The organism is Pedobacter sp. A2324 (genome assembly GCF_059693705.1).
On sequence record NZ_JCASSK010000001.1, the window covers coordinates 1,099,970 to 1,121,086 of the forward strand.

Consider the following 21,117-nt stretch of genomic DNA (forward strand, 5'->3'; position numbering starts at 1 on the left):
TAATTGGAAAACAGCAAAGACATCTACAGATTTCTTATGGGCCTTAAAGGATGAAAAAATATTCGCCTTCGATATAACATCGGGCTTAGCGAGCCAATATACGAAGCCCCCTGAAACCAAAACAACTTCTTTATGCGCACCATTAAATCTCATATTAAACTTAAAAAAGCCCTTTCAGGTTTATCCAGGGCGTTATTTCTTCTATTATATACTTATAGGCTTGAGGGGATGGTGATAAAATAATAGCGACTTAGACTGACTCCGCCTTAAGTGTCAAGTCAAGCCACAACTGTTCTTCATTGACATGATTTCCTCAAGTTACAGCGAGCATTAAATGTTTCTTATTGGCAGGGTAAACCAAAAGGTACTACCGACACCAAATTCAGAATCAACGCCAATAGCGCCTCCATGAAGTTTGATAATTTGTTTGCATATATAAAGCCCGATACCAAAGCCCGATATAGTAGAAGATTTGGTGCCAATTCCCCTATAAAACCGTTTAAAAACACTTTCAAATTCCTCTTCCTTTAGTCCCATGCCCTGATCTTCGACCATAATTTTAAGGTAATTTTCGCTCAATGAACTTTTAACATTAATTCGGTTTTTTCCAGGTGAATATTTTATTGCATTGGATAAAAAGTTGTCCATTACCTGCGCGATTTTGTTCCTATCTGCGTAGATCAAATTTTTCGCAGGCAGGTCCAACTCTATATTTAAGCTGTTGTTTTGGTGCAGAAGCTCATCTAAAATCTCATAGATAAGTGAAGTAAGGTCAAATTTTTCTTTATCCAGTTCGATTTTGCCACTATTAAGCAGGGCAGTATTGAGAAAGCTATTGATAAGTGAGAGCATTTTTCCCATCTGCAAATTTGCCTTGTCAAGGACTTTGGACATATCAGCTTGATTTTGCGCTGTGGCCATTTTTTTAAGCATAAAAATATAGCCGTTTAAAGATGTCAACGGAGTTTTAAGCTCGTGGCTGGCGATGGTAAGAAAATTTTCCTTGCGCTCTTTTTCCATTTTACGATCTGTTATATCTTTAAATACAACAACCACCTCTGTGAGACTATCATCCATAGCCACTGCGTACACTTCATACCACTTCTGCGTTCCTTGGTTATACTCTTCAAATCGGATAGGACTTCGTGATACCGCGACGTTTCCATATTTTTCAATCCACGTACTTTCAATCTCCGGCATGATATCATATATCGTTTTGCCAACAACATCTTTCAGGCCAGTCTGTTTCTCAAAGGCACTGTTAACCTGAATGAACTTATAATCCACTGGCCGTCCGGCTGGATCAAAAACGAAATCAATGACCATGAATGCCTCATCAAGTGATTCAAAGAGCGTTCGGTAGCGCCTTTCAGAAAATAGTACCTCACGTTCTGCCTTGGCTAGGCTAAGGGAATCCCATATGCGGTTTGCAGCCTGGCTCAAGATGGAAAGTTCCTGCTCACTCCAATGATGTGCGGCAGTAAAATGCGCGAATAATATAGAAACAAGTTTTCCAGCTCTTATAATCGGAATATTTACCACTGCACCAATCCCCAGATCACACATGTTAGAATATGGGAGATCTTCTTGACCTTCCAAAATGGAGGTATCATCTAAAAAGAAAGTTTCACCGCTTTTTAAGTGTGAAATTAACTCCTCGCTATATTTTTTTAGCCACTCCTGTGCTGAAAAAGCCGTTATCCCATTTCTGGTGTAACATTCCTCAACAATCATATCAGCTTCCTGATTAAATTCAGCAAAGCCAACTCTATCTAGACTTAAGACGCGACCTAGCATTGATAAAGCAATTGATTCTTTGATCTTTGGATTTTGGTGAAGTGTAAGCTGATCGTTAAGGTCAAGCAAAAAGGTTTGTTCCTTTTCTTTTTGCTCTAGCTTGCGATATATTGTATTTGTTTCTTTGAAAGAGGCTGCAACACCTGCTATATTCCCATGCTCATCTCGTAGTGGATCGAAACTGCAAGTCCAGTAAATATTGCTATGTGTATCGTTATCCTCAAAGGAGATTAATTCGTTTTCTACATATACTGATCTAGCCTCCTGATATACTGTATCGAGTTTTCGTTTAACATGAGGCCATAGCGCCTGGCACGCTGATTCCCCGGCAATACCAATAAGATCAAACCCGGTAAAGGTTGGATTATTCATTATTAATCTATGGCATGCATCATTAGAGAATTGATGGTATTCACCTCCCCACCACATTACCATGGGAAAACCTGCGTCGAGGATTCTGTTTACATTGAAGGATAGGGTAGAAGTCCAGCCATCTATGTGTCCAATTGCGGTGTTTTCCCACTGATATGTTTTGATTAGACTGGCCATTTCAGTATCGGCAAAAATTTTCTTTTCCGGTAAACTACTATTTGAAGTCATAAAATTAGCTGCTCTGGGGTTTTGCGAATACCAAACGTTTAATATGGCAAGTTGTTTTTGTTTAGAAGATATGATATAAAAAAAATCAGTCTCATACTCTCCGCTAGAGAAAAACAATTTTTTAGAATGAATGCCTTAGTACTTGATCGATTGTGCCGTTAACTTATTGTTGCTTTATTTATTAAGGATTCTCGCCTCCCGGTTTGTTCCAATCACTTGTAATGCAACAGCTAAAAACGCAATATCTTTTACGATAAAAAAATCTGTTACAATGATTCCATCACTAAATTTCCATATCCCTGGAGTTGTCACTAAAAAGCTCAACGTTGCTAAAAAAATAATTGCTGTTAGATATCCCGCAATAGCTCCAACTTTATGGTTCCAGAATGATCCGATTAATAGTATGCCTGTAATGATTTCATATATACCGATAATGTTTGAAACGCCCTGTACTGATGTGATGCTATAGAGCCAATTCATAAAAATGCTATGAGATACATACCCTTTTATCGCCATAGCTTCAGCTAGCGTGAATTTTAATAATCCAATCCAAAAAAGTACAATTACTACAGAAATCACTCCTAGAGTATACCCTGATTTTTTTAAATCCATATTCGTTCTCATTTTATCTCTTTGGTCGATAGAAATGGATAAACCTTACAAAGATTTTAAAGATTATAACTGTATAAGATAATTACAGCCTATGAAAGAGCAGAATAAAAAGTAAAAATGATAAAATAGCATGTGCATATCATAAATGATCAATATTTGATCCACCAAAAAATCTAAGTTTTAACCAGGAAAGGACATCATGAATATTACATTGCAAAACGGGTACGTCGCCAGTTTTAGCCCTGTACATCAATCTTATATCATTTAAATGTTGAAAACAACACCGAAATATTTTCCAAAATCACATCTGATAAAATCGATAAAGAATTAGGTATGACAGTTTTTCCTTGCATCAGGAATTTAATCGCAGGAATTAGAAACAAATTTTTAAAGCGCCAATAGGTCTATAGATATATACTTGATATTAAATTTTTATTGTGATAAATAAGATGATACTTTTAAAGTATTATTTAGGTTATCATCCATTAACATCATAGGAAAATATCATTCCGTATGTTTCTAGTTTAATTGCAACATCAAAATAGATATTATCCCGGGTTCCATACGCTACTGTAACCTTATCTCCATAGGCCAATTTCAGCCTTCTCTGGATGTTATCCATGCCTTTAGTGAATCCTGAATTGTGAATTCGGGTATTGATGAGATTGCTTGTATAAATTGCAAAACCATTATTGTCAAGAGTCAGCCGTAAAGATCCAGGTTGGTCAGTCTTCTGCAGATTTCCATGCTTAAGCATGTTTTCTAACAGGGTAATAATGACAAGGGGTACAAAGCGAAAATTTTTTATTTCCTCAGAAAAAGATAAATCAATAAACTGTTCTTTATCTTTTCTGATTTTGTTGAGTGAAATCAAGTTATTTATCTGATTCAATTCTTCTTCTAGCTTCGGGAATTCTTCTGAAGATTCACGAGTCTCCAGACTAAACCTCATTAAATCGGCCAAGTTCAAAACGGCCTGCCCAGCGTCTTCATTATATTTTCTAATGCTGTCGTAAAGGAAGCTCAATGTGTTAAATAAAAGATGAGGGTTGATCTGTGCTCTTAAATATTCATATTTAGCAATATTTAATTCGTTCTGTACAACTTGGGTCTTTAGCTTGTTAATATATTCTTGCTTTTCCGACTGCTCGCGTTTAGTTCTTTCTTCTTTGTATTCAATGAACAGATAGTAAAAATAAGAAAGGCCAATGAAGAATAGTCCTCTCCATAATGACTTGAAAAAACTGCTGTAATTTTTTGCAACGTGAGATACGCAGAAATCTTTGGCCCAATCTGATAGAATATAGCTAAGGACGTATCTCAGAAATATATATAACCCAATTTCGACCAACGTCAATAAGCAAATCCCCATCCACGGGTTTGTGTTTTTAAAACTTTTCTTCAGTACAAGATGTGCATTGGTATAAAAGAGTATAATATTTAAAGTGTAAAAAATTAAATAGTTAAGTGGCTTGCCAAATGCGCCAGCCGCCAAACCTATAAGAGTTATTTCCAGAAATATGAAAAGCGACCATCCTATAAAGTGGATTTTTTGAGTTTTTATCCATTTAAAAAAAATCTTTGTCATGCTATTAAGTGTATTCGTGTAACTCCATTACATCATGATGTAATAACTTTTTTTATTATTTCCGATAGGGCTAGTTTCAAAATAAAAACATGAAGCAAATCCCTAAAAAACTGATTAAAAAAACAGCGTTTGTTTTTAAATCGCAGAAGAAATCTCATTCGGCATCTACTGATCCGACCGATACAAGTATTACCATTATTGCAACGGAAACATTGATCGGATTTAAAAAGTAAACTAAAAACAATTGAGATTACCGGCCGGATCTCAAAGTTTTTCTTTCTAAAAATTCATTAAAACTCTCTTTATAGCCGTTACCCATTGGAATTACATAAGAACCCATCTTTAGCGTATTGCCAATGACTTTTTCGACTTTCTCTGCATTCACAAAGAAAGATCTATGTACCCTGTAGAAAAGTGTTCCCCAAAAGTCCTTTTCGACTTCTTTCATTGTCAAATAGACCATGTACTTTGTTTTTTCGGTAACAATATTGATGTAGTTTTTTTCGCTTTCGAAAAACAATATCTTGGACTTCTTGATCTTCAATCTCTGGCCTCTATCGCCAATACTTACAAAGAAGAAGTTTTTACCAGAACGTTCTGCCTTTTCTAATTTTTTCTTTTCCGATTCAAGTATATCCCATACCGTTTTTATAAACTTGGGCTTTGATATCGGCTTTACTAGATATCGAGATGCATCTACCTCAAATGCCTCTATTGCATATTTTGTGAATGCCGTAGTAAATACAATAAATCTTGCACGGTTTACTAGTCTTCTTGCCAGCTCAATTCCTGTAATATCTGGCATATCTATGTCAAGAAATATAAAGTCAATTTTATCTTTTATGCTAATTTCTGATAGGGCAATCACTGGGTCTAGGTAACTCTTAATCAAAGAAAGATTTGAGTTTGTTTCGATGTAATCTGATAAAATAGAGATAGAGTGTCTCTCGTCGTCTATAACGACGCAACGTAATTGTTCCATATGTCAAAGCTTAAGTTAATTAGTCCTATTAGACCTCTCAATTACTTTGCATAAGAAAATTAACGTTGGATACTATATAGGTTCAATTTTTATCACCTCAGTGGTTTTCTTTTGGGATAAGGAACCATCCTTGTTAACTTTTTTTGTCCTCTTTAAAGTTAACCTAACCATGTCATATTCAGGTTGTACTACAGGGAGGATTTCTTGAATGCTGCAATTGAGAGCGCTCGCTAATAAATGAATATGTCTTATACTATACTTTGCTCTTTCGGTGTATAATTCAACTTTTCCTACAAAACCCTCAGACAGTCCCATCTTTTGTGTAAGCGAAACTTGAGATATCCTTTGATTTAATCTTAAGTTTTTAACATTTACAATTAATAAATAATCCAAATGGGAAATTTCAATTTTGGCAATCTCTGAGTTGGAATCTTTGTTTTGCATCTTTTTGCAAGAAACAATTAAATCGAATTTTTATCACAGGTGCATGTGGAAGTAATTATTTTTCGTATATTAGCATAATGAATTTATTGTAGGTTAATTATTAACAACTGCAAGATTTGATTTTTTATTACTGAAAAACCTTGTGACGAAAAGTAGGACGTTTGAACACAAGCAGTAGGTGAAAACTCAAATCCTGTGCTATCTTTGCATAGCATAAGGACTTGGGTCGCCTGCTATTCTGTGTTCGCCCGCTGCAAAGCGGTTGGTGGTCCTACACCTTCGTCTCAGAAAAGCTAAGGGCGGCCCTTGTTTTTTGAAGGTTTTTTGGCACAAACCGAAAGACGTGAAATACAAAGTTGACAATTTGTTTCTTCGAATGCCACTTACTTACAAAGAAGGTAAGAATTGTTGTGCCGAAATTTTCCAGAAGAAAAAATTTATTATCACTGGTATTGCGTTTATAATTCTTATTAGCTTGGTAATCTGTTCTCCAGAATAAGATACCATGCCAAGGCAGGTCACTTTCTGATTAATAATAAAATAGGTTCTTTATAAGGCGCCTGCCTTAGTTTCTTCAATATTTGAGAATTCTCAATTAATTTCCGAATCAACTAACTAAAAACCAACCAACATGAAAAAAATAATATTTTTTGTAGGTAGGGCATTGCTATGCCTTTTTTTATGGGCAAGGGAATCAACTTACTGCGTAACTGAACCGCTCATAAACAGACTAAAATACACAATTACGTTTCTGTTTTGCATAACTGTATTCATTTCCAATGCTCAACAATCCACTAAAAAATTAACAGTAGGGGATAAGCTACCTGCCGAATTTTGGGTGAAAAAACACCAGATCTATTTTCAGGGAAAGACCAAACTGGAAGACCTTTCGCAATTTAAAGGAAGATTTATTATTCTGGATTTTTGGGCAACCTGGTGTGGTTCCTGTCTTAAGAAGTTTCCGCTTATAGATTCTGTCTCGATGAAAGGGGAAATAAAATTTTTACTGGTAAATAGTATCACCACCGGAGATAAGCTTTATCAAATTAAATCAAAGCTTGATACGGTTCGATATCCAAATCTGCAAAGGAATGTGCCAGTAATCTTGGACGACGAGTTTTTGCTATCATCATTTCCTAATTACTTGCTACCTCACTACGTGTGGATCGATCCCTCATCCAGAATAATCGCAATCACTGAAGGAGATCTCTTTACTAAAGAGATTCTCAGAACAATTAGTGAGAAAAACAATAAGAAGTAAATCAAAAAGCATATTATGAAGATATATTTATTACTTGCATTTCTTGTGCTTTCTGTATGGTGTGTGAGCGCACAAGAGAAAGTTACTGGTGGGGTATTTGATGCGACCACAAAAAAGGCTATTGAAAATGCCGTTATAAAGGTTCAAGGAAACGCTAAAAAAATTGTCTCCGGAAAAAATGGGCAATTTGTTCTTGAGTTGCCTAAGGGAAGACATGTTGTCAAAATTTCGATGGTCGGATATGTATCAAAGGAGCTCGTTATCCAAGATCCATTTAATAGCGAATTCACTATCCTTATTTCACCTAATGAAACACAGCTTGATGATGTCACAGTTGTCAGTACTGGTTATCAGAATATTCCCAAAGAGCGAGCTACAGGAAGTTTCAGTCTTATCGATAATAAAACTTTCAACCAGCAGATTACTACAAATGTTGTGGAAAGGCTAGAAGGTATAACTCCAGCGCTGACTGTTGATAGAAGAACCAATTCGCCGGGAATTATGATCAGGGGCCTCAGTACGCTTCAAGGAGACAGGAGTCCTCTTATCGTATTAGATAACTATCCATATGAAGGAAACATTAATAACATAAATCCAAACGATATTGATAATGTCACCATTCTAAAAGATGCGGCGGCGTCTTCAATTTGGGGTGTGAAGGCTGGAAATGGTGTTATTGTTATCAATACAAAGAAAGCAAAGTTTAATCAGCCGCTAAGTATATCGGTTTCGGCAAGCCAGATTATATCCGGAAAGCCTGATCTCAATTATCTAAGACCTATATCTACAAATGACTTTATTGATGTCGAACAAATGCTCTTTAGTAAAGGCTATTACACCAGTTTAGAAAACTCTTTTGACAAGGCTCCCTTAACGCCACTAGTGGAGCTTTTAGTTGCCAATCGTGATGGTAAAATTAGTTCTCAAGATTTACAGTCTCAAATTGCGCTTTTGAGGTTGAATAATATATCTGATAATTATTCAAATAGTTTCTTTAGTAATGCGGTCAATAGGCAATACTCTATCGAGCTTAAAGCTGGTGGCGAAAAACAAAACTGGCGGATCTTTTCTGGATTTGATAACAATCAAGATGCCTTGTCAGCCATTTACCGCAGGTTCAATGTTAAGGTAGACAACAGCTTCAAGGTTGGAACAAAATTGGAATTTAGTACTTCATTGCTAATGAATATTTCCAATTCAAAAAGTGGCAAGACCGACTTTTCTAGTTTAAATGCATCGAATGGTGCACTCCCACCTTATACATCTTTCGTTAGTGCAACGGGAAATCCACTTCCGGTTATGAGGGATTATCGGGCAAGTTCTCTTCTCTCGCTAGGGAATGCCAATTTGCTTGACTGGAGCTATTATCCCCTTACTAATGGAGAAGAGGAGAGAACCACTTCTGAGGTATTTGATTTTTTAGGGAATTTGAGAGCCTCATATTCCGTTTTGCCTGGGCTAAGATTGACAGCAAATTATCAGTTTGAAAAACAAAACACACAAGGTGGAACAAGAGCTTCGCAAAATAGCTACTCGGTTAGAAACATAATTAATCAGTTCAGCCAGATAAATGTCGGAAATATAACTAGGCCTATCCCATTAGGTGAAATTTGGAATGAAAACATAAATGATATAAATGTAAACAATATCAGGGGTCAAATAAATTATGATAAAACTTTTGATTTTTTTTCAATTAGTGCAATTGCTGGCTCAGAAATGCGGCAATCCACAACGGATTCTCACTCGGGAAGATCTTATGGGGTTAACGGAAATACATTGCAAACCTCAACAGTAGATTATCTCAACTTCTACAAGAATATTTTAACTGGTGCCAATATGATCATTCCAAATATTGACAGTTATGGAAGAATTGTAAATAAGTATATATCTTTTTTCGGAAATGCTGCGGTGGAATTTAGAGAACGCTATACGATATCAGGTAGCATAAGGAGGGATGCATCTAATCTATTTGGGGTATCAACTAATAACAAATGGAATCCATTATGGTCCGTAGGACTATCATGGGATGCATCAAAAGAGGAGTGGTTTCCAAAAGCCTTAATCCCATACATGAAACTTGGGGCTACCTACGGAGCGAGTGGTAATGCGAATTCCAAGCTAGCCGCTGTGACGACAATAACTTTTAGTGGTACTAATCCGTATACACAGTCCCCGTATGCAGGCTTTTCCAATTATGCAAATCCCGACCTCCGCTGGGAAAGAGTTAGAACATTAAATCTTGGAACAGACATCAAATTTCTTGGTGAGCGGATATCTGCAAGCGTGGATTACTATGTCAAAAAATCTGATGACCTTATCGGTACGGAAAGTATAGACATTACCGCTGGAATCGGAAGTAGGGTAACGAGAAATACAGCTGCGATAACGGTTAAAGGACTTGATATCGAACTGAGCGCTCTTAACACAGTTGGTAAGCTGAGATGGCAAACTAATTTTTTTGTGAATCTTTATAAAGACAGGGTTGACAAATACTATCTGAACAACGATTACGGATATAATTATGTGAACGGAAACTCAAACGTTTCTGGTATTATCGGACAGCCTGCATACTCAATACTGTCATATAAATGGGCCGGCCTGAATCCTAAAAACGGTAATCCAATGGGATTTGTAAATGGTGTCGTTTCTGAAGATTACCTAACAATAACTGGTACTAAATCTATGATTACTGATTTGGCCTATAGTGGTCCGGCTTTTCCAACCTCAAGCCTATCCCTCGGCAATACTTTTTCCTACCATAATTTTGATTTGGACTTCAGGATTACCGGCAAGTTCGGCTTTTATTTCAGAAGGCCATCTATTAGCTACACAGATCTGTTTAGCACGCGTAATGGAAATGCTGATTTTGCTCAAAGATGGCAGAATCCAGGAGATGAATTGTATACCAATGTGCCGTCGCTAGTTTATCCTGCCAACAGTAACCGCGATGCTTTTTACAACTTCTCGGAGGCTACAGTTTTGAGCGGCGACCATGTGCGGTTCCAGTATGTTTCCTTTGGCTATAACTTTCTCAAAGAAAATTTCCGATTTCTGCCATTTCGATCTATCTCATTAAGAGCTGTCTCATCCAATCTTGGATTACTTTACAATTCAAATGGGTATGGTCTTGATCCTGATTTTCCAATCTCCAAACCTCTAAAAACCTATTCTTTTAATCTAAAAATAAATTTGTGATGAAATTGAACTTATTAAAATATTCTGTTTTTCTTGGGATGGTAATCCTGGGCTTTTCTTCATGCGAAAAATACCTTGATGCAAAACCAAGTGCCAGTCTTGCGGTACCTGTTACGATTGCTGATTTTCAATCGATGCTCGATCAATACACAACGCTAAATGAAAATGATCCCTGCTCAGGTGAAATCAGTGCAGGAGATACCTATTTAACTGACGCAGATTTCCTAAACAGATCAGAGAGTGAACAAAGGATGTATACCTGGAGAAATAGTAATGTTTACACGCCAGCTGATAATGAGTGGGCGGCTTCCTATCGGCAGACCTATTATGCCAATTCAGTAATTGAGGGAATGCTTAAAATAGATGCTTCTGATCAGAACCGGGGTCAATGGAACGATGTAATAGGACAGGCTTACTTCATCCGTGCTAAAGCCCATAGTCAAGTTTTGGGTTTGTTTGCATTGGCTTTGGATGATAATAATTATAGCACAGAGGGAATAGTATTAAAACTTAATACAAATTTTAATGAAGTATCCTCAAGAAGCAATTTAATGGATAGTTATGTGCAGGTCATTGCTGATCTAAAAAAAGCGGTTTTACTTTTGCCGGTTTCCTCAAAGCATGTTGTCCGTGCTTCCAGACCAGCTGCATTTGGGTTACTTGCCCGTACCTATCTTTTTATGAGAGACTATCAAAACGCGTATTTATATGCCGATTCTTGCCTTCAACTTAAAAACACTTTAATAGATTACAACACATTAATTCCAACCGCGACCTATCCACTTGCCCAATTTAATGGAGAGGTTATTTACGCAAGCAAGATGCGAATATTAGCCACTCTCAATAATACACGTGCGAAGATAGTTCCGGAACTCTACAATAGCTTTGAGGAAAATGATTTGAGAAAAACGATATTTTTTAGAAACAATAATAATGGAACCTTCGGCTTTAAGGGAAGCTATGACGGTTCTGCAGCTCCATTTAGTGGAATAGCCTCAGATGAGGTGATATTGATAAGGTCTGAATCACAGTGCAGGATGGGGCGGATTGGACCCGCTATGGCAGATCTAAATGCTCTGTTAAGGAAGAGATATAAAACTGGGACATTCAGTGAATATGTAAATGTTAGTCAAGCAGGTTTGCTGCGAACTATCTTGAATGAAAGAAAAAAAGAACTGCTTTTGCGAGGACTACGATGGATGGATATTAAAAGGCAAAATATTGAGGGTGCCGGAATATCTCTTTTGAGAAGTATAAACGGATCTACCTACTCTTTGCCAGCGAGTAGCAAGCGATTCGCAATGCCAATTCCCGAAGAAGTTATACAATCGAGTAATGTGACGCAAAATCTATATTGATAAAAGGGGGCAGGGATTCTGCCCCCTTTTATTACTATTGTTCATCCTTATGGCTCACAACTCTCTCTGATTCTTCCATATCTGGAATTGTGGGGTTTGCTGACAGAAAAGCAGTGATACTTGAATATTCACTGCTATCAAACTGTACCAAACATGGGATTTCCTCACCCCCGCATCCTGACGGATTTGGCTGGTCCGAAACATCCGTCCAATTGGAGGCAGTTGAGATGCCAGTTGCAGTATTCAAATTGTAACGGTATTTAAGCGTTACTGTTTTTGGTGCTGTAAAAGCACTTTCAGTTAAAAATAATGTACCTCCTAAGGCGATCGCTATCGCACCAAAGGTGATTGGTTTTAGTAATTTATTCATGGTTATTATGGCTTATTTACATTGAAAAAGCCAATGAAAAAGTTAGTTTAAAGGTTGGGCTTTTGCCCTAGTATGGATTGATGCTTAAAAAGTGTTCTGTGCCTATTAACCTCCTTTCTTTTTTGTTTGATGGTTGAAAAGAAAGTATTTGCAGTTTGTTGGTCTATATAACCTTGGAGATTGCTTTAGACTCATTTTGAAAAACGAGTTCGCTATAGATATCTGCATCCATTTTTACCCTTTCTGACAACCATTGGATTGTAAATTAAAGTTCGCAACAACAGAATTAAGAATCACTAGACTAATTCGGTATTTTTTGCTCTTTTTGCACCCCTAAATAGCTATAATAATTTGATACATCTTTGTGTATTAGTATGAAAGACAATTAATTATTTGCGATATTTACGCTTGATCTTAAAGAGGTATTTTGGTTCGATAGAAAGAAGCGATGCAAGTATATTGTGAATGGGAAGGTTTACCAGCTCTGGATGTTGTTGTTGAAAGTACCGAAATCTTGTTTCCGCATGCCTTACCCTAAGCATTTGCTCTCTTTGTTTTATATTTTGTAGGTTTTCTTCATAAATTTCAAGAAGCATCAATATAAGTACAGGATTTTCTTTGCCAAGTTCACTCCACTTGGTCAGGTTTATGGCGTAACCTGAACTATCTTTTAGAAAATTTATATATTCAACGGACCGGCTGTAGGAGAAAAATGAAGCTGTGGGTAAAATAAATCCTTGAGCTGAAATCCATGAGGTATGTTCCTGGCCCTCATGTATGTAATAACCTCTTGCCAGTCCCTCGTCGATAAAATAAAGTTCAGGATAGGAGTGGTCTGGGGTACTGAGAAGTAATCCCTTGTTAAAGAACTTTGGAATAGAAAATTCTACAATCTGACTTACAAGATGTTCATTTGCGTGTTGTAGGCTTTGGAGTTTTTCGATGAGCAGTTTCATTTGAATGATATTTTTGGGTTAACTTTTTATGTTGATGCAATTGTCTGATGCTTCTCATCAGTTGTGCCTAGTTTTGAATCATGTGCTGGTTTGTATATTGTTTAGGAGGAGCTTAAATAATCTGCCAAAATGTAATGATGTGTAATTTAGGTTCAGCAAGTACGCATCAAAAAATAGTTTAATCAGATTAGAGAAGTGCTTTTCACTAATAGTGATTAGCGAGGACTCCTCTAGGAATCTAACATAAAGCTCATATTCCGCTCCGGGAGCTGGTTTAACAAAGTGATATAAAAAATCTTGTGTCCGATATGTTCCGATGATAATTTCCCGTGCTGTATTGATATCAACGGCAAGCACCTGTAGTTTTCCGTTTTCAACCAAGGGGAAAAAGGTATTCTCCGTTTTGAAAAATAAGGTTTCTCCTTTCTGATAATCCGTTTTTTTAGCGATGGTTATAATATATGCTCTTAGTCCCGGTGAAAGTGGATGGAAAACCCCCAATTGTAGTACGTAATCTTCTGCGCTCATGTTCTTTTTTTGAGATAAAGAACGGTGATTTTATGTTTTTGTCAAGTTGCAGAAAATTTAGCCGAATGCAACCCCTTTCTGTATGTCCATGAGGGTTGATTTACTGATTAATATTAATATCGTTCCTGGGCGAGTGCCAGCATTTCACTTAGTTTTGCGATAACTTTTTTGATATCTTCGCTTGCATGGGTATAGTGTGCGTTTCTTGCGCTCTTTTCTGAGATTGATTCGCGTTCAATGGTACTGAAATGGCGGGCAATGTATTGATGCGCAAATTTTGCCCGTTGCCATATAATTATGCCAGTTTCCATTTGAAGGTGCACAAAAAATGCCAGTTGCTTTACGGAAAATGATACCTTGTAATTTGCATTCATAATTCCAGCTTCGGCTGTTTCATGGTTGACAAATTCCAAAGCCCTGAGTAAAAGGAGCTCTTCTCTGATGAATTTCTTAATCAGCTTGCCGATATTGGGCTGTTCTGGAAACTGTCTCGCTTTATTTTCTGTTAATAGCATTCGAATTTCTTTTCTGAAGGTGCAGATGGTTGAGATCTGATCGCTAAGTGCGCTATTTTTCTTTATTTCTTTCAAAATAAATGCTTTAGTATAGTTAAAACACTCACTATGGTTTATCCCATTTTGCAGTAGGACTTTTATTATTCCGAATTCATCGGTTTCTGAACTATAAATGAATTTATTATGCATATTTATGGCTGCTTTTTGCCAGTACTTAATGTCTTGGAAGGTGTTTATCTTTTCAGGATTTAGTACTGAACTAATTAATTCTGATAGTTTAGCTTCGATGCCCTTAGCTTTGAGTTCTCCATGAATAGCGTTCAAAATTTCCTGAATTTTTGATCTTTCAGTCTTTAGTTTTCTTATGGGAGCCTGCGCGCTGTAGTCAAATACTCTGGTGTACATCTGCCTCATCCAATCCAGAAGTGCCTCTATTTTTTCTTCCAGAAAGTTTAGCTCGTTTTCGATAAGCTTTTTATTTGTTTGGTCCTGCAGATGAATGATTTCCATATTTATCTCGTCCATTAAGTTGACCAGGGACCTCTGGTGAAAATTGAAATACTCCCTAATTTTTGTCTCATTATTGAGTTGTACAGAGATATCTTTGAACACTCTGATTAGCCTGAGGTATTCTCTTTCGATGTTTTTTCTAGATTCAGTGCTATAGTTTTTCGCGAAGCTCTTCTTACTCTTCAGGTTCTGAAGATGTTCCTCAAACCAGGTCAATTGATAATTCATATCTTGATTTTTGAATTAATTTAGACTGATTTATGGTTGCATGGAAGACTTTTACACCGGGAACCATACTGGTTACACCGAGATGTATCCAGGTCTGACTAACCTCTTTTAAAGTCTCGGTTTTTAGCTTGAATATTCTTGATGTTTAATTGGAATCTGAGGTCTCTTAACGGGTTGAGGATTTCTGCAACCTTTCTACAACTTGATTTTGATCATAGATTCCGTCAATTTGCGGATAAAATTACATCTAGCTAGATAAATTAATTTTAATGAGGGGGAATTTGACATGGATTTAAAAGGCTGCTATAGCTTGTAAAGAAAAATCCTTAGCACTATGGACATAGTGTCAATCTGTTTTCCTTCGAATTAACAGATTTGAATTGGTGAGCTTAAACCACTGTTGATATAGATATATCTGCCATCGTTTAAACGCTTTGGTAGATGTTAGTAATTGGTTTCTCTTGCCATTATTTTAACGATTAATTAAATATTATGTCAGTTTTTCTAAATGTCAATGAGATTAAAGAGAAGGTTTCACTGCTTGGTCTTTTAAGGAATCTAGGTTATGTTCCGCAAAAGGTGTCTGGAGGTGAGCACTTTTTTCTGAGTATGCTGCGGGAAGAGTATACAGCTTCACTTTGTGTGAATGATAGACTCGGTGTCTGGTTCGATCACGGTGGAGCAGGGGTTTCGGGGATCAGGAGCGGTAGTGTAATTGATTTTGCTATGGCGTATTGGTATCCGTCTAGTTTTCCTGAAGTATTGCATAAGATTGTGGAGTATGCCAATATCAGCATTGATTCCCCAGAGAGCAAGTCTGCTGCCCAGGTTCAGAGTGAGCGGCCTGCCAAGGTTCCGCGTTATGAAATCGAAAGAATGGAGGAACTAGGAAGTAATGCTGCAATAACGGGTTATCTGGAAAGCAGGGGAATCGGCCCAGTAGCTAAGGGGCATCTTTATGAGGTGTACTACTCTGTTCTGGACGAGAAGAACAGGTCTCGCAATTTCTTTGCTTCTGGCTGGCCAAATGAAAATGGGGGATGGGAGGTAAGGAACAAGTATTTCAAGGGCTGCCTTGGGCATAAGGGTGTGAGCTTTTTAGAAGGATCTGCTAAAAGGCTTTGTGTCTTTGAGGGTTATTTTGATTTTTTGAGCTGGAGGGTGGAGCACAATAATGATCCTTCTTCGATTCTGGTACTCAATTCACTCTCACTGCTACAGACCGCGAAAGCCAGGGCAGCCAAATTTGATGTTGTTGAGCTGTATTTCGACCACGATAAGGCTGGGAGGGCGGCAACATGTGAGTTCGTTGCGGACGTTGAATTGAGTAGGGACTGTTCCTGGGTTTATTCTGGCTTCAAGGATTATAATGAGAAGCTCGTTGCGGGGCTTAAATTGCAAAAGAATGCGGTAGAGAGTAACCGTTCTGGCAACTCATACAGCCTGCAAAGGTAATGCGCCTGGTTCCATGTTTGTTCAGCCTTGTCTTTGATGTTTACGCTTTAATCTATTTTTTGTGTTTATTTTCTGATCTGTTAAATTTTTTTTATGGATATTAAGTTTATTAATACTTTATATAATACACTTGAGGGAGAGCTCATTGGAATGGGGAATTCTCTTGGGTCGTATTCTGCTCGGCTAGCTGCTGTTTCTTCTTCGCTAAAAGAGCTCAAAGGATATATACTTGGCATCGCTTCTCTAAGTGATAGCGATGAAGTTTATTTTTTTAAGTATCTCAAGCCGCGATTCTACATGCTTTATATATACGAGGTGGAGCTCTATAATCTTCTCTCCGCAATTCCCGTCGGCACAGATGAAATGGTATGGAACTACTATCTCTCTGAACTCTCTGCTATTAAGCGTTTTTTTTCTCAGCATAGTTTTATTTATAATTATTTCACGCGTGAAGAAGAGGAGATGGATCATTCTTTCTTTTTGCGTCGAAATTTAAATTTACTGCATCCCGATGTTGTCGGAACTGGCTTTCCCTGCATTAGTGATGACGGTTTCACTACTAACCAGGATTATAATTTTGCCAAATTCAGGGCACTCGAGAAATTGCAGCACTACATACTAGGAAGAATTAGGTTGGTAAATCTCCGTCCAGAACCCAAACTCTCTCTAGATTCAATACCAAAAAGCAGGATGAAATGGACAGGGGAAAAAGTTGATCTTGTGGAGCTAGCCTATGGCATATATCTATCTCAGTCCATTAATAACGGCAAGCTTGAGATTGCAGATGTGGTATCGTGGCTGGAGGAAAGCCTTAATATTGATCTTGGTGTAGCTTATCGAAAGTTTATTTCAATAGGCAGAAGAAAGAACTTAAGTTATACGAAGTTCTTGGATAGGATGCGTGAAAAGATTGTTGGTTATATTTCAGAAAAGAACCAGTATGTTCCCAGGTCGCTAAAAGGATAAGGCTATAACTGATGAAATTAGTATCAGTCAGCTCATAATTCCAATTGCTGCCTTGCGTGGTAAGCAAATATTTCTCTCCATGATAATTAGTAATGCAATGAGCCCAATGGTTTATTCAGTTTGCCCATTTTCATCTAGCTATTTACTGAAAATAGACTCATCGAATTTAATGAGGTGGCAGATCTTTTGTATTACGGTCAGGGGGGAAGGTAACCGATACAAATTTCTAACAAGAAAACTGGGCTGCCTTGATTGATGATGAATAAAATAGCATGGGATCATTCTGACTATTATCCAAATTATGTATAATAAGAGGAAAGTGAGTGCGGTTTGTTCAGGGATTTTCTGGAAATACTTGTTTTTATTAATATGGTAGAATTTGTTAATTCGACTCTTTGAGAACGATATTTCGGTAGGGAATTGGTTAGAGAAATGTAATTCTGCAACAAGTTAGTTTGCATGACAGTAACATCATACTGTAACGGGTTTTGATCAGTCCTTAAATCCCGAAAAACGGAGATTAAGTATCTTTTGTTAGCATCAGTCTTTTAGGTTCGTTCGTTGATAAACATCTACTTCGATATTATTAACAATATGAATTATCTGATGCCATGTTTTTGCCAATTATAGACGATTAATTAAACCAGAAGTCCGCCACTATTATCTAGGATTAGATACGGGTCAAGCCGCAAAACATTTTAAGCTATTTCTTGCAAGTTACTATCCATATCCAATGTTTAGCTACAGGATAATACCATTAATGAATGAAGTTGAAGAGAGATAATAGAACCTATAAATAGACATTTTTTTGAATAATCTGATTGTATCTAAAAAAAAAATATAAGTAAATTCTCTGGTCAATATTTGTATCAATTAGATAAAGAAATAATTTCATGGTAGAATACATATCTTGTTCTGGATAGACTTACCGAGATGGGAGTATTAATATGGTTGTAGAGGATTCTTTGTGGGTTGAAAATATTATGTTTGTGGGAATTAATTAGCTATGAAAAAAAATGATAATTGTGATCTTCAAACTTGTTTTTTATGTAAGAACACGCTACCCGAGTGGCTTCCCGCAATAAAAAGCCATAGAAAGAATATCATTGTAAAAAAAGGAGAGCTGATTATCAAAGAGGGAGATCCGGTTACCGGCGTTTACTTTGTAACCTCGGGCAATGTAAAAGTTCATAAACACTGGGGAGATAAAGAGTTGATTTTACGTTTTGCAAATCCTGGTGCAATATTGGGGCATCGCGGTATCGGTTCTCAAAACTCATATCCAATTTCTGCAACTGCACTAGAGAAGACCTCGCTTTGTTATGTGGATATAGAATTCTTCAAGACTACACTAAAAGTAAATCATGATTTTGCATACAGTCTGTTAATGTTTTATGCAGATGAATTGCAGGCCTCAGAGAAAAAGATGCGTGAACTGGCGTTAATGTCGGTAAAAAGCAGATTAGCTGTATCCATCCTAAATCTTCGAAGCCAGTTTGGACTGAGCCAGGACGGCTTTTTAAATTTAGCCCTATCGCGTCAAGATCTCGCAGCCTATACCGGTGCCACCTACGAAACGGTTTTTAGAACCATGAACGAATTGCTTGCAGAAAAACTTATCCATGTAAAAGATAAAATGATTGGTATTTTAGATGAATCCGGATTAGTGGATTTAAGTAACAAATAACCGATGTTAGGAATCGTTTTATGCGGCGGGCAGAGCGTAAGAATGGGTACTGATAAAGGCCTGTTGAGTCATCAGGATAAGCTTTGGGCTAAACTGGCAGAAGATAAATTGCGCTCAATTGGGACGGAAATTAAATTTTCCATTAATCCACATCAGCAGGAAAAATATCTCACTCATTTTCAGAAGGTGCAGTTGATTGTTGATGATTCATCTTTGGATTTGAAAGGCCCCTTGCTTGGGGTGCTATCAGCACATCTTGAAAATCCTGACAAAGATTTGTTTCTCCTGGCTTGCGATCTTTTGCTGATGGAGAGTAGACTATTACAAAAGCTGAAGGAGGGGATGGAGGCCGATGATTCGTTTGAGGTTTACATTTACAACCGCGATGGTCAGCAGGAACCATTGTGTGGAATTTACACTTCAGCAGCTTTAAAAAAAATATTTACAGCTCTTCAAACAGGCGAATTGACCAGGCATAGCATGAAGTTTATGCTATCCAAGCTAAATGTTTGCCAGATCAAAGTCGAGCATCAGGATTACCGCTTATTTGAAAATTTTAATTCTCCTGCAGAAATTGATGGCTTATAACAACAAAAGTGTTGCAGGGTCAATTTTCGTGAATGTGCTTTTATCGGCATCACAAAGCGAACAGCAATAATTATTTGGCAAATCATTGAAAAAGGTGCCTGCTTTAATATTGTTTTCTTCTTCTCCAAGCGATTCACTATAGACCGTTAAACAATTATTGCATTGATAAAGCAAAAAATTCTCTTTGGAGGAAATCTCTTCAGGTTTAGATGGTATGAGGATCTTATTGCTTGAAATCATGTTTTGCCGCTGTTTATAAAAAAGGTATACGGCTCTTCTAACCTGTTCGGGCAATATCAGTTTTGGATTTCCGCGACTAAATGTTTCGCCTGTGCGCTCATTTGGGTTAAAATCTTTTGCGCAAAGTATATCATAAACCGGGAATAGTTTAATTGCCCATAAATTGATCAGGTAACGTCTGCGGATCAATATGCTACTGAAAATCTCGCTCTTTCTCCGCGTTTTAATGCCAAAGCAAATACCAAAAGTTCTGATGTCGTTTTCACTTAAATATTTTACCAGAAAGTTTTTTAATGCCAGGCCTTCCAAACAATTATCTTCCACCTGAAAATTCAGCTCGTTTGCTGCATGGCGCATATTCAGTTCAAATTCTTCCAATAAATCATTCCATAGTTTTTTATGGTTTTCCTCGATTCCTTTAATGATAATGGTTTTCCATGAAGTGCAGCAAAACTGACTAAGCTTGGTATTCAGACACAACTGGCACAAACGTTTTAAAAACGCAATGCTGAATAATTCATCGCGGCGGTAAATGCCCAGCCAGTATTTATTATTGTAACGATTTAAGCCTTCGTAATAAGGTAGGTTGAAAGAGGAGAGTGCTGCCGGATTTTCAGCGCATTTAAGTACAAAATCTTGTTCATTTATTTGCGCAAAAAGTGCTTCCCCGCTGGCATATACATTATCAATAAACGCCGCAGGGTTTTCTGTGATTGTTTGAGCTATGATTTTGGTCAGTTTAGCGATATGATTGGTGTAGCAGAGCTGTTTCCATTCATAAATGATATTGGTTTTTGGGAAACGAATAATTAGATGCCAGTAATGTTCAGCCTGTGCACTTGCGATCCAGTTGATGTTGCCGGTAAGCATAGGTGTGAAACTCTGGTTGCTGTCGCAGATGTTTACTTTAACGCTGGGTTTGAAATCAATATCATCAAGAATATCTTTATAAATGCCACCCGTTAGCCAGCTTCCACGGATAAAAATCTCTTCTGCTGGATAGGAACTGATGATGTTTGGTGCATCGTTTTTATCCATCTGAAAAGCAACACCAATCTGATCCAATTCGCTGGTAAGAGTTGAAAGATTATAATTTGCAACATCGATCAATAGTTGCTGCCTAAGTCCAAAACGAACATACTGAATCTTTGCTTTGCTTGCAGCCACAAGGATGTTATACAAATTACCGGGAGAAATGATCCCGCCAGGAAAGTTGATGATTATGGTTTGCTCCATA

18 protein-coding genes are annotated in these 21,117 nt (G+C 37.3%); 8 read left to right on the forward strand and 10 right to left on the reverse strand.

Annotated features, from left to right (window positions below):
- Nucleotides 1-330: 330 nt before the first annotated feature.
- From AC570I_RS04520 to AC570I_RS04530, 3 genes are all read right to left on the reverse strand, one after another.
- A complete protein-coding gene (locus AC570I_RS04520; RefSeq protein ID WP_497404543.1) occupies nucleotides 331-2,397 on the reverse strand; it encodes a GAF domain-containing sensor histidine kinase in 2,067 nt (688 codons plus the stop codon).
- A 174-nt stretch (nucleotides 2,398-2,571) separates the two neighbouring features.
- The gene (locus tag AC570I_RS04525; protein ID WP_497404544.1) at nucleotides 2,572-3,021 is read right to left on the reverse strand and encodes a DUF417 family protein; all 450 of its coding nucleotides are present in this window, start codon (nucleotides 3,019-3,021) and stop codon (nucleotides 2,572-2,574) included.
- A 466-nt stretch (nucleotides 3,022-3,487) separates the two neighbouring features.
- The gene (locus AC570I_RS04530; RefSeq protein ID WP_497404545.1) at nucleotides 3,488-4,597 is read right to left on the reverse strand and encodes a sensor histidine kinase; all 1,110 of its coding nucleotides are present in this window, start codon (nucleotides 4,595-4,597) and stop codon (nucleotides 3,488-3,490) included.
- Between the two features lie 89 nt (nucleotides 4,598-4,686).
- Between AC570I_RS04530 and AC570I_RS04535 the strand changes: the two genes are divergently transcribed.
- Nucleotides 4,687-4,830 (forward strand): hypothetical protein, encoded by a 144-nt coding sequence (locus AC570I_RS04535; RefSeq protein WP_497404546.1) that lies wholly within the window; start codon nucleotides 4,687-4,689, stop codon nucleotides 4,828-4,830.
- Nucleotides 4,831-4,847: 17 nt separating this feature from the next.
- Here the strand turns inward: AC570I_RS04535 and AC570I_RS04540 are convergent, their stop codons facing one another.
- Nucleotides 4,848-5,579 carry a LytR/AlgR family response regulator transcription factor gene (locus AC570I_RS04540; RefSeq protein WP_497404547.1) on the reverse strand — a complete coding sequence of 244 codons (732 nt, stop codon included), beginning with the start codon at nucleotides 5,577-5,579 and terminating at the stop codon, nucleotides 4,848-4,850.
- A gap of 72 nt (nucleotides 5,580-5,651) precedes the next feature.
- Nucleotides 5,652-6,023, reverse strand: coding sequence for a helix-turn-helix domain-containing protein (locus AC570I_RS04545; protein WP_497404548.1), 372 nt, complete (start codon nucleotides 6,021-6,023; stop codon nucleotides 5,652-5,654).
- Between the two features lie 631 nt (nucleotides 6,024-6,654).
- Here AC570I_RS04545 and AC570I_RS04550 point away from each other — a divergent pair.
- The 3 genes from AC570I_RS04550 to AC570I_RS04560 are packed head-to-tail and all read left to right on the forward strand — an operon-like array spanning nucleotide 6,655 to nucleotide 11,837.
- Nucleotides 6,655-7,284: a thioredoxin domain-containing protein gene (locus AC570I_RS04550; RefSeq protein ID WP_497404549.1), complete on the forward strand. Its 630-nt coding sequence runs from the start codon at nucleotides 6,655-6,657 to the stop codon at nucleotides 7,282-7,284.
- 15 nt (nucleotides 7,285-7,299) lie between these two features.
- Nucleotides 7,300-10,479 (forward strand): SusC/RagA family TonB-linked outer membrane protein, encoded by a 3,180-nt coding sequence (locus AC570I_RS04555; RefSeq protein ID WP_497404550.1) that lies wholly within the window; start codon nucleotides 7,300-7,302, stop codon nucleotides 10,477-10,479.
- A complete protein-coding gene (locus tag AC570I_RS04560) occupies nucleotides 10,479-11,837 on the forward strand; it encodes a RagB/SusD family nutrient uptake outer membrane protein (RefSeq protein WP_497404551.1) in 1,359 nt (452 codons plus the stop codon). Before AC570I_RS04555 ends, AC570I_RS04560 begins: the two co-directional genes overlap by 1 nt.
- Before the next feature lie 34 nt (nucleotides 11,838-11,871).
- Here AC570I_RS04560 and AC570I_RS04565 read toward each other — a convergent pair whose 3' ends face one another.
- From AC570I_RS04565 to AC570I_RS04580, 4 genes are all read right to left on the reverse strand, one after another.
- Nucleotides 11,872-12,207 (reverse strand): hypothetical protein, encoded by a 336-nt coding sequence (locus AC570I_RS04565; RefSeq protein WP_265835946.1) that lies wholly within the window; start codon nucleotides 12,205-12,207, stop codon nucleotides 11,872-11,874.
- Between the two features lie 389 nt (nucleotides 12,208-12,596).
- A complete protein-coding gene (locus AC570I_RS04570) occupies nucleotides 12,597-13,163 on the reverse strand; it encodes a Crp/Fnr family transcriptional regulator (protein ID WP_497404552.1) in 567 nt (188 codons plus the stop codon).
- 78 nt (nucleotides 13,164-13,241) lie between these two features.
- Complete coding sequence (locus AC570I_RS04575; protein WP_497404553.1) at nucleotides 13,242-13,691, reverse strand: cyclic nucleotide-binding domain-containing protein; 450 nt, start codon at nucleotides 13,689-13,691, stop codon at nucleotides 13,242-13,244.
- Between the two features lie 113 nt (nucleotides 13,692-13,804).
- Nucleotides 13,805-14,944 (reverse strand): hypothetical protein, encoded by a 1,140-nt coding sequence (locus AC570I_RS04580; protein WP_497404554.1) that lies wholly within the window; start codon nucleotides 14,942-14,944, stop codon nucleotides 13,805-13,807.
- Between the two features lie 579 nt (nucleotides 14,945-15,523).
- Between AC570I_RS04580 and AC570I_RS04585 the strand changes: the two genes are divergently transcribed.
- The 4 genes from AC570I_RS04585 to mobA all read left to right on the forward strand — a co-directional run bounded on the left by AC570I_RS04585 (nucleotide 15,524) and on the right by mobA (nucleotide 19,640).
- On the forward strand, nucleotides 15,524-16,399 hold the full coding sequence (locus AC570I_RS04585; RefSeq protein ID WP_497404555.1) for a DUF8464 domain-containing protein: 876 nt from the start codon (nucleotides 15,524-15,526) through the stop codon (nucleotides 16,397-16,399).
- 93 nt (nucleotides 16,400-16,492) lie between these two features.
- On the forward strand, nucleotides 16,493-17,365 hold the full coding sequence (locus AC570I_RS04590) for an RteC domain-containing protein (protein ID WP_497404556.1): 873 nt from the start codon (nucleotides 16,493-16,495) through the stop codon (nucleotides 17,363-17,365).
- A gap of 1,006 nt (nucleotides 17,366-18,371) precedes the next feature.
- Nucleotides 18,372-19,052 carry a Crp/Fnr family transcriptional regulator gene (locus tag AC570I_RS04595; protein ID WP_497404557.1) on the forward strand — a complete coding sequence of 227 codons (681 nt, stop codon included), beginning with the start codon at nucleotides 18,372-18,374 and terminating at the stop codon, nucleotides 19,050-19,052.
- Between the two features lie 3 nt (nucleotides 19,053-19,055).
- Complete coding sequence (mobA, locus tag AC570I_RS04600; RefSeq protein WP_497404558.1) at nucleotides 19,056-19,640, forward strand: molybdenum cofactor guanylyltransferase; 585 nt, start codon at nucleotides 19,056-19,058, stop codon at nucleotides 19,638-19,640.
- Here mobA and AC570I_RS04605 read toward each other — a convergent pair.
- A complete protein-coding gene (locus AC570I_RS04605; RefSeq protein WP_497404559.1) occupies nucleotides 19,635-21,116 on the reverse strand; it encodes a rubredoxin in 1,482 nt (493 codons plus the stop codon). The two genes, mobA and AC570I_RS04605, sit on opposite strands and share 6 nt — an antisense overlap.
- Nucleotide 21,117: the final 1 nt, after the last annotated feature.